Below are 13,838 nucleotides of genomic sequence, written 5' to 3'. Positions count from 1 at the left end.
GCGTAATCGAGAAAAAGAAGGCCGCCCGAGGGCGGCCTTCCTTTGACTGGGTATCGCCGTTAACTGCGGGTTTATCTCGAACGCAACGACTAGGGCTTGAACTCGCAATAGCCTGCCGCATCCCACGCTGATGCCCGAATAAGTGCCTCTCCCGAGAGTGGAGGGGTCGTATCTGAGACATAGGTCAACCGAACCGCACCGTTTTTTTCGACAGGCTTTATGTAGTCATCGAAAGGCCCCACGGTAAAAGTGAAACCGTCGGCAACTTCAGTCGGTGTAACCGTTTTTGACCACTTTTGTGGCGTTCCTGCTTCGTCCCCAGCCAATCCGTCACGCTTGTCGTAGCACTGCCAGGTAAAATTCAGTGTTTCCCCGCCTTTCAAATGGGGGCTGTTGCCGGGAATGAAGACGGTGACCTCTTGATCGGGCCCCATGAAGGAGGAGCAGTTGAGTATCGGGTCACCCGTGGCGGTGCTGCCTGCGTCGGGAAACTCCGGTTCAGCCAGTTGCACGGTCACCGCCGCCGACACATCCACCAGGGTGGGTTCGCACATTTCCTTGTTACCGCCCCCCGATTCAAGATCCACCGTGTAAAAGACCGGCAACGGCACCGCGCTGGGCTGTGCCGCGATAGCCGCCCAAGGCACGTTGAACTCGTAATCCTGGCCTTCCGATCCCGAGGCCGGGAGATACCGTGCAACGGACTTATCAGTCGAGTTCCAATACAGCTTCATCCGTTCACCGGAGCCGATCGGGTTGTACAGTTTGAGCGATACCGTGGCGTCCAGCCCTATATCATCGGCCGTCAACACGTTGTCCGGAGAAGTCCCGCTCCCACCCTTCACCGTCACCGGCGGCAGCTGCTTGTTGATGGGGTCGGGCCGGTCCGGATTGACAGGGCCGGGTACGAAAAGGTTCACGTTGATCGTTTCAGGAGGCGCATCGAACGTCCTGCTGCCGCGTTGAATGACATAAGACACGGTCGTTGGCTTATCGCCTGTCAGTGTCCCGTAGTCTGCCGCGATAAGGCTGTAGGGGACCTCGACCACGATAGGGTCACCAGGTACGGGCCCCAACGTATGGTCGATAGATTGCGCGCCGCCCCATGTCAGGATCACCGTATCTTTGGGCTGCCAGTTGTCATAACGTTTGATGTGCACCGGAACCGAAAGAGCCCGCGATGCCGGGGGCAGGATCGACCGGATATCCTCAAGGTCCAGCAACCCGTCACTCGCCAAGGGCACCACCGGTTTATCCAGCCCCGTGGGCAGCGGTTTGATCAATAGACTGGTTTCGGTAAGCTGAGAATCAGGGCCATCATTACCGGCTTTATCGACCAACTGGTATTTGAAGTCGATCTTGCCATCGGTCAGCCCGTTAAATGCCTCCTTGGGAATCAATACCTGATTGCTCGTCAACTCGTCGTCATACACATAATTGACCGGCTGCTCTTCGACCGTATACGCATAGACCCAAATGCGATCCCCCCTTTGCGTGTCGTAATAGGAAGGGATCGTTACCTTCAATCCGCCATTGGCCTGAAGGTAAGCATCGGTAATACCTTCAGTCCCCACGCTCGAGTCAACGAATGTCAAAGCACTGGGTTTTAAATTGTTGTGAGGTGGCGTTTTATCAATAATAAATGGGGTGATTAACGAGATATTGAGCTCACCAATGAAAAGTTTCACTTGGTAACGCAGCAAAAATTTCCCTTCTTCTTTGAAGATGTCGTTTGTCAGGCTGATGGGGATAGGGAACTCGCCAGGATCTCTGCCACCGTTAATGGGTATCTCTTGAAAGACTGTCCAGCTCTCGGTCGACTCCCGGCACCATTCGAAGATCAAGGTATCGTACTCATCGGTGTAGTCGGTATAACCTGGCCAGATGTCGATTTTAACCTCCATCGCCTCTTCCTGCTGATCTCGCGGCACCAGCCCGGCAAACTCAGGATCACCCGACCACCAATCAGGCAATGTCGGCGCCACAAGATCCGCCAACGCACCGGCCTTTCTCAGGTGGCCGGTCTTCCTGACGTATTTCGCGACGGCCCTTGCGATGCTGTTCCTGTCCGAAACATTCCTATTCATGCTCAAACGCTCCTTGATATGGGTCACGACGAGGTGATCCGACCAACTGAACACCTTTGATCCGCAACGCTGGCTGGCAGGTCATCGCCAACCCCTGAAAAGGGCTGACCCCAACCTGACCGGCGGGCAGGTGCTTATTGAGCGTCGAATTACCGAACGTGCCTACTATCAGAACTGATAGGCAGAGCAGACTGTGAACCCACGGGACTGCGGGCTACGAGAAGGGGGAGGACAAGAAAACAAGGATGTGTCACAGGCCTGCGTCACTGACCGGTCATACTTGGTCATGACGCAGGCTGCCAAACGATTTAACTTAGCGTTGGATCGATCACCAACACCACTTTGCCCGACACCTGATTGGTCGCCAGTTCGGCGTAAGCCTCTTCCGCTTCAAGAATCGGGAAACTGCGAGCCAGTTGCGGCTTGAGCCGGCCTTCAGTAAACAGCGGCCAGACGTGCTGACCCAGGTCGCTGAGCAGGTCGGCCTTGAACTGATCGTCACGGCTGCGCAGGGTCGAGCCCAGGATCTGGATGCGCTTACCCAGCACTTGCGCGAAATCCAGTTCGGCCTTGCGCCCGCCCATCAAACCGATCAACACCAGCCGCCCGTCAGTGCCCAGCACTTTCAGGTTCAGGGCGGCATAGTTGGCGCCCACAGGATCGAGAATCACGTGGAACGGGGCGAAATCGTTCAGACCCTCCAGACTCTCGTTACGGATCACACCGCCCTGCGCGCCGAGTGCCTCGCAGTACGCCAGTCGCTCAGCCGAACCGACACTGACCCAACACGGGTTGCCAAACGCCTTGCACAGCTGAATGGCGGCTGAACCAACGCCACTTGCGCCGGCGTGCAGCAACACTTTTTCGCCGGGCTTGAGACCCGCCAACTGAAAAAGATTTAGCCAGGCCGTTGCATAGACTTCCGGAATGCCAGCAGCTTCATGCAAAGACATACCCGCTGGTACGGGTAAAACATGCCGTGCGTCGACGACCACTTCTTCGGCCATCGCTCCGCCTGCAACCAGCGCACAGACTCGGTCTCCGACCTTCCATGACGTGCCGGACCCCACCTCGGCGATCACACCGGAACACTCCATTCCAAGGATTTCCGTGACGCCTGGCGGTGGCGGATAAAGCCCCGCGCGTTGCAGCAGATCGGCGCGATTAAGCCCTGCCGCAGCGACCTTGATGCGAACTTGCCCCACATCGAGCGTCGGTGATGGCTGTTCAACCCATTCCACGTGACCTTCAACGCCTTGCAATGCTTTCACGGTGCCTCCATAGTGAGTTCTGACTGAGCCAGCGTGCAGAGAAGCATTCTGGCTTTCTTGCATTATGCGACCGAGTTTCGGGGTCAGAATCGTGAAAGCGTCACGAGCGAAGGCAAGACAAGGCAAAAACAGGCGGGAAAGCGGAGTCTAGGTGTTCTAAATGAGCATTTCCCGCCTGTTTTTAACGCAGTATTGTCGAGCGCAGTAGCTTTCACGAATCTGAACGGAACCGGCGACCTCTAAGACGGCCTACTATGCGTTATCAATTGTCCCCGCGTCGAATCAGCATGAAGCAATTATTGCCCAGCACCACCCTTGCATTACTCATTGGCCTGGCCGCATTGCCGATGTCAGCCAGCTCGTTCGCAGCCAACAGCTGGGACAACCTTCAACCTGATCGCGATGAGGTTATCGCCAGCCTGAACGTCGTGGAGCTGCTTAAACGCCACCACTACAGCAAGCCGCCGCTGGACGACAAGCGCTCGGAAATCATCTATCAGAGCTATCTGAAACTGCTGGACCCTGCGCGCAGCTATTTTCTGGCCAGCGACATCGCTGAGTTCGACAAATGGCGTTTTCAGTTCGACGACTTCCTCAAGAGCGGCGACCTGAACCCGGGATTCACTATCTACAAGCGCTATCTGGACCGCATCAAGTCGCGTCTGGACTTCGCCTTGGCCCAATTGAGTAAAGGCGTCGACAAGATCGACCTCAATACGCAGGAAACCCTGCTGGTTGATCGCAAGGACGCCCCTTGGCCGAAGAACGAAGCCGAACTGGATGACCTGTGGCGCAAGCGCGTCAAGGACGAAGTTCTGCGCTTGAAGATCGCGGGCAAAGACCCGGCGAAGATTCAGGAAACCCTGACCAAGCGCTACAAGAACCAGCTGGCGCGTCTGGGTCAGACCCGCAGCGAGGACATCTTCCAGGCGTACCTGAACACCTTCGCGATGTCCTACGATCCGCACACCAACTACCTGTCACCTGACAGTGCGGAAAACTTCGACATCAACATGAGTTTGTCGCTGGAAGGCATCGGTGCCGTCCTGCAAAGCGACAACGACAACGTCAAGATCGTGCGCCTGGTTCCGGCCGGCCCTGCCGCCAAGACCAAACAGGTGGCAACCGCTGACAAGATCATCGGCGTCGCCCAGGGCGACAAAGAGATGGTCGACGTGATCGGCTGGCGTCTGGACGAAGTGGTCAAGCTGATCCGTGGTCCGAAAGGCTCGGTGGTGCGTCTGGAAATCATCCCGGCGAGCAACGCGCCGAACGATCAGACCACCAAGATCGTGTCGATCACCCGCGAGGCCGTGAAGCTTGAAGAGCAGGCAGCCAAGAAGTCGATCCTGCACCTGAACCAGGATGGCAAGGACTACAAACTCGGCGTGATCGAGATCCCTGCGTTCTATCTGGACTTCAAGGCTTACCGCGCTGGCGATCCTGAGTACAAGAGCACCACCCGCGACGTGAAGAAACTGCTGACCGAGCTGCAGTCGGAGAAAGTCGACGGCGTGGTCATCGATTTGCGCAACAACGGCGGTGGTTCGCTGCAGGAAGCCACCGAGCTGACCAGCCTGTTTATCGACAAAGGCCCGACCGTGCTGGTGCGTAACGCTGACGGCAAGGTCGACGTGCTGGAAGACGAGAACAGCGGCGCGTTCTACAAAGGCCCGATGGCGCTTCTGGTCAACCGCTTGTCCGCTTCGGCTTCGGAGATTTTCGCCGGCGCCATGCAGGACTATCACCGCGCGCTGATCATCGGTGGCCAGACCTTCGGCAAAGGCACCGTGCAGACGATTCAGCCGCTGAACCACGGCGAACTCAAACTGACATTGGCCAAGTTCTACCGGGTTTCCGGTCAGAGCACCCAGCATCAGGGCGTTCTCCCTGACATCGCCTACCCGTCGATCATCGACACCAAGGAAATCGGCGAAAGCGCGCTGCCTGAAGCGATGACCTACGACACCATCAAGCCTGCCATCAAGCCGGCAGTGGACCCGTTCAAACCGTTCCTGGCCCAACTGCAATCTCGCCACGACGTACGTTCGGCCAAAGACGCCGAGTTCGTGTTCGTCGAGCAGAAGCTGGCGCTGGCCAAGAAACTGATGAGCGAAAAAACCGTCAGCCTGAACGAAGCCGAGCGTCGCGCGGAGCACGCCGACGTCGAGAGCAAGCAACTGGTGATGGAAAACACCCGTCGCAAAGCCAAGGGCGAAGAACCGCTCAAAGAGCTGAAGAAAGAGGACGAAGACGCACTGCCCGTGGATGACGACAAGACCAAACCGGAAGACGACGCTTACCTGTCGGAAACCGGGCGAATCCTTATCGATTACCTGGGCCTGAGTGGTTCCGTCGCAAAAAAGTAAAACCGTGATCGGCTCGTCATGAAAGATGACGAGATGGTGGCAAATCGTCATCAAACAGTCATGAATCTGTCGTGAAATACGGGGGCTCGGCGCTACAGGCGTCGAGCCCCTTTTTCTTGCCCCGAGATTGCCATGACCGTGACCGAACAGCTGAGCGCTTTGAGTGCAATTCTGACTCACCGCGACGTGTACAGCCTGTTCCAACCGATTGTGTCGCTGTCAGACCGCCGCATTCTGGGCTACGAAGCCTTGACCCGTGGTCCGTCCAACAGCGCGCTGCACTCCCCTGTCAGTCTGTTTGCCGTGGCCCGCCAGGCCGGTCGTCTGAGCGAACTGGAACTGGCCTGTCGCGAGTCCGCCTGTCGTCGCTTCAGCGAGCAGAAGCTGGAAGGCAAACTGTTCCTGAACATCTCGCCCGAATCGCTTCTTGAACCTTCGCACCCACCGGGGCGCACGCTTCAGCTGTTGCAGCGCTATGGCATTCCGCCGAGCCAAGTGGTGATCGAACTGACCGAGCAGACGCCCACCGACGATTTCGGGCTGCTGTACAACGCGCTCTACCATTACCGCGACATGGGGTTTTCGATTGCGCTCGATGACCTGGGCGCCGGCTACTCGAGCCTGCGGCTGTGGTCCGAATTGCGTCCGGATTACGTCAAGATCGACCGCCACTTCATCGACGGCATTCATCAGGACGCGGTGAAGCGTGAATTCGTCGGCTCCATGTTGCAAATGGCCAAAGCTTCGCGAGCGCTGGTCATCGCCGAAGGCATCGAGTTGCAGGAAGAGCTGGCCGTCTTGATCGACATGGGCGTCGAACTGGTCCAGGGCTATTTGCTGTGCCGCCCGCAAGAGCACCCGCCCCGTGATGCCCGTGCGCTACTGCCCAAGATCGACCCCACGGCGGTGGTGCTGACTGAAGAAGGCAGCGACCTGAGCGCGCTCCTTAACTCGGTGCCTGCGGTGCAGCAAACCACGCCGACCGCCGCAGTGCTGGAAGCCTTTCGCAAGCAGGCGAACCTTAATTCTCTGGCGGTGCTGGATGACCAGCAGCACCCGATCGGCATCGTCCACCGTCACACCTTGTCGGACGTCCTGCTGCAGCCGTTCGCGACCGAGATCTACGCCCGCAAGCCGATCAGCCGGCTGATGAGCGACGATTTCCTTGCGGTGGAATTGAGCCAGTCGTTGCAGCAGGTCAGCCGATTGATCACCAGCCGCGCGCGGCAACGCATCGAAGAGGACTTCATCATCATGCAGCACGGCGTGTACCTGGGCCTGGGCCGGGTGATCGACGTCCTCAAACTGATCACCGAGCTGAAGATCCAGCAAGCACGCTATGCCAACCCGTTGACCCTGTTACCGGGCAACGTACCGATCCAGCAGTGCCTGACGCGCCTGCTGCAACAGGGCCGCGAATCGATGATCTGCTACGTCGACATCGACAGCTTCAAACCCTTCAACGACCTCTACGGCTATGGCCGTGGCGATGAAGTGTTGCTGTGCCTGGCGCAATGTCTGAACGACCGCATCGACCCCAGCCGCGACTTCGTCGGCCACATCGGGGGCGACGATTTCCTGATGGTGCTGGGCTCCGAAGACTGGCGCAAACGTTTGAACCTGCTGCTGGAAGATTTTCAGAACCAGTGCCGACGCTTCTACCGCGCCGAGCATCTTGAAGCGGGCTGCTTCATCGCCCTCAACCGCCAGGGTCAGCGCCAGGAATTTGCGCTGCTGTCGTTGTCGATAGGCGTGGTGCACCTGCACCCAGAGGTCTGCAGCAGCCTGGACGCCAGCCAGCTCGCCGAACTCGCCTCACAGGCCAAGCACCACGCCAAAGACGTGCTTGGCGCCAGCGTGCATGTGATCGACACGCGGGAAGCGGAGGTGATGGTTGCGTTGAATCAGGCGATTTCGGGGAGCTAAATTCCATCGTCGCGCGGTGTCAGACACTCTATACGTTCCAGCGCCACCGCATTCGTCCGAACGCAGCCGCACCAAGCCGGCTCCCACAAGTTCCGAGGTCTGGACATAGGTTCGTGCATCAACCCGGTCTCTGTGGGAGACGTCCGAGGTTACGAGGGCAGCGAATGCGGTGACTCAGTCACCATGGATGCCCCTGACCCACCGCATTCGTCCGAACGCGGCCCGCACCAAGCCGGCTCTCACAAGGTCGGTGCCTGCCCCAGATTCCCGGAACACCGATAATCCCTGTAGGAGACGTCCGAGGTTACGAGGGCAGCGAATGAGGTGGCTCAGTCACCATGGATGCCCCTGACCCAACGCATTCGTCCGAACGCGGCCCGCACCAAGCCGGCTCCAAAGAACAGCGTAGGATCCGCCAGTTTGCGTAGGCGCAGACGATAAATTTATTCCGGCTTCGCCTCTTCCGGATACTCGAACTCGAACACGCGGACCACTTCAGAGGCATGCCAAGAGGCTGCAGCAACCCCGTCGGAGGGGCCGGAAAAACGACCGAGGCGTTCGGCGCATTCGAAGAAGCCCGTGCGCGGCAGCCGGCTGGCGCCCTGGCTGATGACCAGCGAACTGCGCAGCGGTTGCTCGGCCCGGGCATCGATGGCGGCGAGGTGCTCGAGGGCTGCGGTCAGGGTTTGCATGGCCGGGCTGGGGAGTTGCAGGCGCTCCAACAACGCGCGATAAGTGACCAGATGCCGTTGCCGACGCGCCAGATCCAGTTCAGCCAACAGCGCTTCCCAATGCTGACGGCTGATGCGCACGCTCACGGCTCACCTCGCCAGCCAGGGACGCCTAACTCCCAGGCAAGGCTTCGTCGAATAGCCGCGTCGGGCTGCCGCGTGCCATTCTCGATCAACTCCAGATACGAAGGGCTGATGCCCACCGCGCGGGCGAGTTGCGCCAGCTCCAGCCCCTTGGCCTGACGCAGCGGGCCAATCTGATCAAAAGCGGGGTAATCGTGAGAAACAGAAGCGGGGAAATCGACAGGCTGAGCAGCGGATGCGGCATTCTGAGGCTGAACGCCGCCAGCGGCCTGCAACAGCGCCTGATATTGCGCCCAGGGCAGCACCGCGTACTCCGGCTCTCCGTCGCGAGAAATAACCTGAAGATCCATACCACCCCCTGTAGGACAAAAAAGTCTTTCTTGTAGTCTTTTTCTCTGTATTGGCGGCATCTTAACAGTGGATGGGTAGAACTTGCGTGCGCCTGATCGACACGGCTTTCTCAGATGCGACTTTTCCCGGAGGTTTTCTGGCTCAATCCTTCTTTTCTTTCTCAAGCAACCTGGGTGTTGGCGGCAGCCGCTCGACCACCGCGAGTTTCTCGGGGTTTTGGCGAGCACGCCAGGCGCGGAACGCATTGAGCTCGGCCTCAAGATTCTTCATCACCCAAGCCAGAACCGCGATGTCATCAAGCATGCCCAGACCGGGTATCCAGTCCGGAATCGCATCCAGCGGGCTGAGGAAATACATCAGGCCCGCCACCACCGACAAGATCGCCTTGCCGCTGATGGCACGATACTCACCCCGCCAGTAAGCCAGACAGAGCGCCTGAAGCAGTTTCAAATCATCCTTGAGCTTGCCTAGTCGATTGCCTTCACTGGCAGCCTTGCCCGCCACGGCGAACAACAAGGCGGGCAACCGGCCTGCCGCCATGAGCCGCTTGGCCATGGGCAGGTAACGAATGAAGTTCCAGGGTGCTTTCATATTCACTCCCGCGATATCGATAAAAATCGACCTGACGGCCAATCGCCTCGGTTGCAAGCCGCTCAACCGCATGCACAGCCTCACGCGCACAAGGTTATCCACACAAATTGTGGATAACCTTGTGAACAGACCCGCTTTTCGGCGCTGGAACGCCCGTACCATAAGGGTTTTGCTTAAATCGCGCGTTTTTTACTCACATCACCCAACGCAAAAACCGTTGACTCAGGTGGATGTCGACGCTCCCGACGCACGCTTCAAACCTGTCCGCACCGACAAAAAATCTCGACATTTGCCCGGTCTGCCAACGGTATTGGGACTCTACCTACCCTGCCCGGTTCGATTTCTTTTCAACAAAAATGAAAATGCCCCGTCGAGACGGGGCATTTCGTACAAGCGGCAATCGAGGTATCGATTACTTCTTGGCTGCAGGCTTCGCAGGTTCTGGAGCCGGTGCAGCTTCTTCTTCCTCGTCCGCGCCAGCAGCGCCGCCAGCGGCGTCGTTACCTGCAGCAGCCGGATCCTTGATACCCAGCAGTTCCAGGTCGAAGACCAGTACCGAGTTGGCCGGAATCATCGGGCTCGGGCTCTGCGCGCCGTAAGCCAGTTCGCTAGGAATGTAGAGCTTGATCTTCTCGCCGACGTGCATCAGTTGCAGGCCTTCGACCCAACCCGGGATCACACCGCTGACCGGCAGATCGATCGGGCTACCGCGCTCAACCGAGCTGTCGAACACTTTGCCGTCAGTCAGCTTGCCTTCGTAGTGAACGGTCACGACGTCAGTTGGCTTAGGAACTGGACCGTCAGCTTTCTTGATGATTTCGTATTGCAGGCCGGAAGCAGTCGTGGTGACTTCCTTGCGCTTGCCGTTTTCTTCGAGGAATTTCTTGCCAGCGGCTGCCGACTCTTCGCTCATTTTGGCCATGCGCTCTTCAGCACGCTTCTGCAGCTCGCCGAAGGCTGCTACCAGCTCTTCGTCTTTGAGCTTCTGCTCTTTCTTGCCGACGGCGTCTTCGATACCCAGCGCTACGGCTTTGGAATCCAGATCGTCCATGCCTTCCTGAGCCAGGCTTTTGCCCATGTTCAGGCCGATGCCATAAGAGGCTTTTTGTGCCGGGGTTTTCAGCTCAACGGTGCTGGCTTGCTTATCGCAGCCCGCGAGTACCAGACCGACCAGGGCAATCGCCGCTGCCAACCGATGCTGTTTCATCCTGTTTCCTTGTTCATGCGCCAATAGGGCAAACGAGTAAAGCCGCGAGCTTATCAGGCCGCCGCGATCAATGGCTACCGGCATGAGAGGGGGAAAAGGCAGATAAGTTCAGGTAACCAAAGGTTTTCTTGTTTCATCGAGAAAACCGTTCAGTTTCGGTTCAGGCCACTGTCAGAAAAAAGCAATTCGTGCGCAGGGAATGTCCGACGGCGGCAAACGCAGGAGATGCCGTCCCGGTTCACAATTTCGCAATAAAGCACTTTTCAGCCACGCATTTATGCCCTCTTCGCGCATGGACAAGCCAGTACATTAAGTGAGCATGGTCCCGCAGAGCGACCGATAACAAAACCTCCAGCTCGCTTATGAAATCTGCCAACCATCCGGAGTCTTCACATGAGTAAAACGCGTAGCAAAGTTTTCAGACTGGCGAGCCTGGCGCTACTGATCGGTGGCACCTCCCAGGCGTTTGCCGAAGACATCACATTCGTGTCCCAGGGTGGCGCATATCAAGAAGCCCAGAGCAAAGCGATCCTGGAACCTGCGGCCAAACGATTGGGGCTGACCCTCAAGCAGGACAGTTCGCCCAAGGCCTACCCCGTCATCAAGACCCAGGTGGAAAGTGGCAAGGTCACGTGGGATGTGGTGGACCTGCCCACCGGCGACTGCATTCGCGGCGAGGCTGAGGGACTGTTCGAAAAACTGGACCTCAGTCTGATCCCCAATGCGGCGCAGTTGCCCGCCACGCTGAAAGACGACTACAGCGTCGGCTACATCAGCTATTCCACCGTGCTCGCCTATCGCACCGACGCGTTCAAAGGAAAGGACGTCCCCAAGACCTGGGCCGATTTCTGGGACACGAAAAAATACCCGGGCCAACGCTCGCTGCGTAACTTGCCTCGTCCTACGCTGGAAATAGCGCTGATGGCCGATGGCGTATCCGCCGACAAACTCTATCCACTGGACGTTGACCGGGCTTTCCGCAAGCTTGAGCAGATCAAGCCGGACATCGCCACCTGGTGGACGTCGGGAGGTCAGTCGGCACAACTGATCAGCGACGGCGAAGTGGACATGATCCAGGCCTGGAACGGTCGCATCAGTGCGGTACAGGCGGCGGGCGCGCCGGTCGCCTTCGATTACAACCAGGGTGTGCTGGAAACCAACTCGCTGTGCGTACTCAAAGGCACCCCTCACAAGGCAGCGGCGATGAAGTTCGTCAATGAAGCCATAGACGCCAAGCTGCAGGCCGCGCTGCCGATGATCATCGATTACGGCCCGCTGAACCCGGAAGCATTCAAGACCGGCGTGATACCGGCCGAGCGTGAAGCCAAGCTGCCGTCCTCTCCGGAAAACCTGTCGCGTCAGGCGCTGCTTTCCGCGCAGTGGTGGGCGTCGGACGCAGGCGTCAAAGCCGAAGAGCGCTGGTTGTCCTTCGTTCAGAAAAAGTAATGGGAGGATCTATGTCCAACGCGTATCTCGCCAAATCCCTGCCTGACTCCAGCGATCAGCTACCGCCGCCGTTGACCAACGAGCACGCGCTGGCACGTGAGGAGCGCAAGGAAAACACCTCGATGCTGTTACTGCTCACGCCAGCGCTGGTGATGGTCGTGGTGCTGCTCATCATGCCGCTGTGCTGGCTGGCTTTTCAGTCCGTTCAGACCGAAGAGGGATTCTCCCTGGCCAACTACGCCAGGATCTTTCAGGAGACGATTTACTGGGACACGTTTGCCCTGACCTTCAAGATCAGTTTCCTGGTCACGATTCTGTCCATTGTGATGGGGTTTCCCATTGCCTATGCCGCGTCGCGCCTTCACGGGTTCTGGGCCAACCTGGTGCTGATCTGCGTGATCCTGCCGTTCTGGACCAGCGTGCTGGTGCGCTCTTACGCCTGGCTGGTGCTGCTGCAGCGCCGCGGTCTGGTTAACCAGACGCTGATCGACCTGGGCATCATCGACCAACCCCTCAACCTGATGCACAACACCACCGGCACCGTGATCGGCACGCTGCATGTGATGCTGCCCTTCATGGTCCTGCCGCTGTACTCGGTCATGAAGAAGATTCCCCAAGACCTGATGCAGGCCTCCGAGAGCCTGGGCGCCAAACCCTTCTATACCTTCCGCCGGGTGTTCCTGCCGATGGCCGCTCCGGGGATCATGGCGGGCTCGATTCTGGTGTTCGTGATCTGCCTCGGCTTTTTCATCACCCCGGAACTGCTGGGCGGTGGCCGCACGATCCTGGTGTCGATGCTGGTGCAACGCAACGTCGAGCTGTACCACGCCTGGGGCGCGGCCAGCGCAGTCGGCCTGGTGCTGCTGTTCGTGGTGTTCCTGATTTTCTGGGGCATCAACCGCTTCATCCCCATCGAACGCATTCTGGGAGCGCGCTAAATGAACCTGCTTGCCAACCTGCGTCACCTCAAACTCTCGCACCTGCTGTTCACCGTGGTGGTGGCGGCGATCCTGCTGTACCTGATCATCCCGGTGCTGATCGTCGTCCCGATGTCGTTTTCCGAAGCGCGCTTTTTGCAGTTCCCGCCCAAGCAGTGGTCATTCCACTGGTACGAAGCGTTCTTCAACAGCGTGGAGTGGATGTCCGCCGCACGGGTCAGCCTGATCACTGCGTTTTTCACCATGGTGATCAGCCTGCCCATCGGCATGGCGGCAGCGTACGCCATCAATAACTCGAGCCTGAAGATCGTGCGCACGCTGCAGATCATTCTGCTGCTGCCGATGATGGTCCCCATCATCCTGATCGCAGCGGGGGTGTTCTTTGTCTACGCACGGGTCGGTCTGATCAGCACCATGACCGGGTTGGTGCTGGCGCACATCATGCTGGCATTGCCTTACGTGATCATTGCGCTGCTGGCAGGGCTGCGTAACTTCGACATGTCTCAGGAGATGGTGGCCCGCAGCCTGGGCATGAACCGCTTTCGGGCCTTCATGGCCGTGACCCTGCCGCAGATCAAACCGAGTGTGGTCTCGGCCACGCTGTTTGCCTTCATCACCTCCCTGGATGAAACCGTGGTGGCACTGTTTATCTCAGGCGGCGACAACCAGACCTTGACCAAGCGTATGTTCACCGCGCTGCGCGACGAGATCGACCCGACCATCGCGGCCATCAGTTCGATCCTGATTCTGGCGTCGCTGATTCTGGTGGTGATCGCGGGCCGCAATAAGCAGGGTTGAGAACCTCGCAACCGTAGGAGCGCGCTTGCCCGTGATTGC

General features: G+C 58.4%; 10 protein-coding genes and 2 pseudogenes. 5 read left to right on the top strand and 7 right to left on the bottom strand.

The genetic code is table 11. The features are described from left to right. Positions 1-89: 89 nt before the first annotated feature. A complete protein-coding gene (locus ABDX87_RS20740; RefSeq protein WP_346829558.1) occupies positions 90-2,087 on the bottom strand; it encodes a hypothetical protein in 1,998 nt (665 codons plus the stop codon). Between the two features lie 308 nt (positions 2,088-2,395). Continuing rightward, positions 2,396-3,358 (bottom strand): zinc-binding dehydrogenase, encoded by a 963-nt coding sequence (locus ABDX87_RS20735; RefSeq protein WP_346829557.1) that lies wholly within the window; start codon positions 3,356-3,358, stop codon positions 2,396-2,398. A 287-nt stretch (positions 3,359-3,645) separates the two neighbouring features. Here ABDX87_RS20735 and ABDX87_RS20730 point away from each other — a divergent pair, with 287 nt between their 5' ends. Both ABDX87_RS20730 and ABDX87_RS20725 read left to right on the top strand, forming a co-directional pair. Further along, a complete protein-coding gene (locus tag ABDX87_RS20730; protein ID WP_346829556.1) occupies positions 3,646-5,727 on the top strand; it encodes a carboxy terminal-processing peptidase in 2,082 nt (693 codons plus the stop codon). A 132-nt stretch (positions 5,728-5,859) separates the two neighbouring features. Further along, positions 5,860-7,653, top strand: coding sequence for a bifunctional diguanylate cyclase/phosphodiesterase (locus tag ABDX87_RS20725; protein ID WP_346829555.1), 1,794 nt, complete (start codon positions 5,860-5,862; stop codon positions 7,651-7,653). Between the two features lie 443 nt (positions 7,654-8,096). On the opposite strand, the gene ABDX87_RS20720 is transcribed toward ABDX87_RS20725, so the two are convergent. The 5 genes and pseudogenes from ABDX87_RS20720 to ABDX87_RS20705 all read right to left on the bottom strand — a co-directional run bounded on the left by ABDX87_RS20720 (position 8,097) and on the right by ABDX87_RS20705 (position 10,617). Then, on the bottom strand, positions 8,097-8,471 hold the full coding sequence (locus ABDX87_RS20720; protein WP_346829554.1) for a hypothetical protein: 375 nt from the start codon (positions 8,469-8,471) through the stop codon (positions 8,097-8,099). Further along, positions 8,468-8,656: pseudogene (locus ABDX87_RS29280) on the bottom strand (helix-turn-helix domain-containing protein); the annotation flags it as partial. The gene ABDX87_RS20720 and the pseudogene ABDX87_RS29280, both read right to left, overlap by 4 nt. Positions 8,657-8,724: 68 nt before the next feature. Beyond that, positions 8,725-8,818: pseudogene (locus ABDX87_RS29275) on the bottom strand (transcriptional regulator); the annotation flags it as partial. A gap of 142 nt (positions 8,819-8,960) precedes the next feature. After that, positions 8,961-9,410, bottom strand: a complete 450-nt coding sequence (locus ABDX87_RS20710; protein ID WP_346829552.1) for a YkvA family protein — start codon at positions 9,408-9,410, stop codon at positions 8,961-8,963. Between the two features lie 412 nt (positions 9,411-9,822). Further along, positions 9,823-10,617, bottom strand: coding sequence for an FKBP-type peptidyl-prolyl cis-trans isomerase (locus ABDX87_RS20705; protein WP_346829551.1), 795 nt, complete (start codon positions 10,615-10,617; stop codon positions 9,823-9,825). 393 nt (positions 10,618-11,010) lie between these two features. Between ABDX87_RS20705 and ABDX87_RS20700 the strand changes: the two genes are divergently transcribed. Genes ABDX87_RS20700 through ABDX87_RS20690 form a run of 3 tightly spaced genes read left to right on the top strand, consistent with a single transcriptional unit; the run spans position 11,011 to position 13,799 of the window. Beyond that, the gene (locus ABDX87_RS20700) at positions 11,011-12,063 is read left to right on the top strand and encodes an ABC transporter substrate-binding protein (protein ID WP_346829550.1); all 1,053 of its coding nucleotides are present in this window, start codon (positions 11,011-11,013) and stop codon (positions 12,061-12,063) included. An 11-nt stretch (positions 12,064-12,074) separates the two neighbouring features. After that, a complete protein-coding gene (locus ABDX87_RS20695; RefSeq protein ID WP_346829549.1) occupies positions 12,075-13,001 on the top strand; it encodes an ABC transporter permease in 927 nt (308 codons plus the stop codon). Next, complete coding sequence (locus tag ABDX87_RS20690; RefSeq protein ID WP_346829548.1) at positions 13,002-13,799, top strand: ABC transporter permease; 798 nt, start codon at positions 13,002-13,004, stop codon at positions 13,797-13,799. It begins immediately after the preceding gene. Positions 13,800-13,838 lie beyond the last annotated feature (39 nt).

Source organism: Pseudomonas abietaniphila, assembly GCF_039697315.1.
GTDB classification, from domain to species: Bacteria; Pseudomonadota; Gammaproteobacteria; order Pseudomonadales; family Pseudomonadaceae; genus Aquipseudomonas; species Aquipseudomonas abietaniphila_B.
This window is presented reverse-complemented; position numbering and strand designations above follow the sequence as displayed.

What these genes read in the sequence shown, in the direction of transcription:
- ABDX87_RS20725 (WP_346829555.1), top strand. Translation starts at nt 5,860, where the DNA reads ATGACCGTGACCGAACAGCTGAGCGCTTTGAGTGCAATTCTGACTCAC.
- ABDX87_RS20700 (WP_346829550.1), top strand. Translation starts at nt 11,011, where the DNA reads ATGAGTAAAACGCGTAGCAAAGTTTTCAGACTGGCGAGCCTGGCGCTA.
- ABDX87_RS20710 (WP_346829552.1), bottom strand. Translation starts at nt 9,410, where the DNA reads ATGAAAGCACCCTGGAACTTCATTCGTTACCTGCCCATGGCCAAGCGG.
- ABDX87_RS20690 (WP_346829548.1), top strand. Translation starts at nt 13,002, where the DNA reads ATGAACCTGCTTGCCAACCTGCGTCACCTCAAACTCTCGCACCTGCTG.
- ABDX87_RS20740 (WP_346829558.1), bottom strand. Translation starts at nt 2,087, where the DNA reads ATGAATAGGAATGTTTCGGACAGGAACAGCATCGCAAGGGCCGTCGCG.
- ABDX87_RS20705 (WP_346829551.1), bottom strand. Translation starts at nt 10,617, where the DNA reads ATGAAACAGCATCGGTTGGCAGCGGCGATTGCCCTGGTCGGTCTGGTA.
- ABDX87_RS20695 (WP_346829549.1), top strand. Translation starts at nt 12,075, where the DNA reads ATGTCCAACGCGTATCTCGCCAAATCCCTGCCTGACTCCAGCGATCAG.
- ABDX87_RS20730 (WP_346829556.1), top strand. Translation starts at nt 3,646, where the DNA reads ATGAAGCAATTATTGCCCAGCACCACCCTTGCATTACTCATTGGCCTG.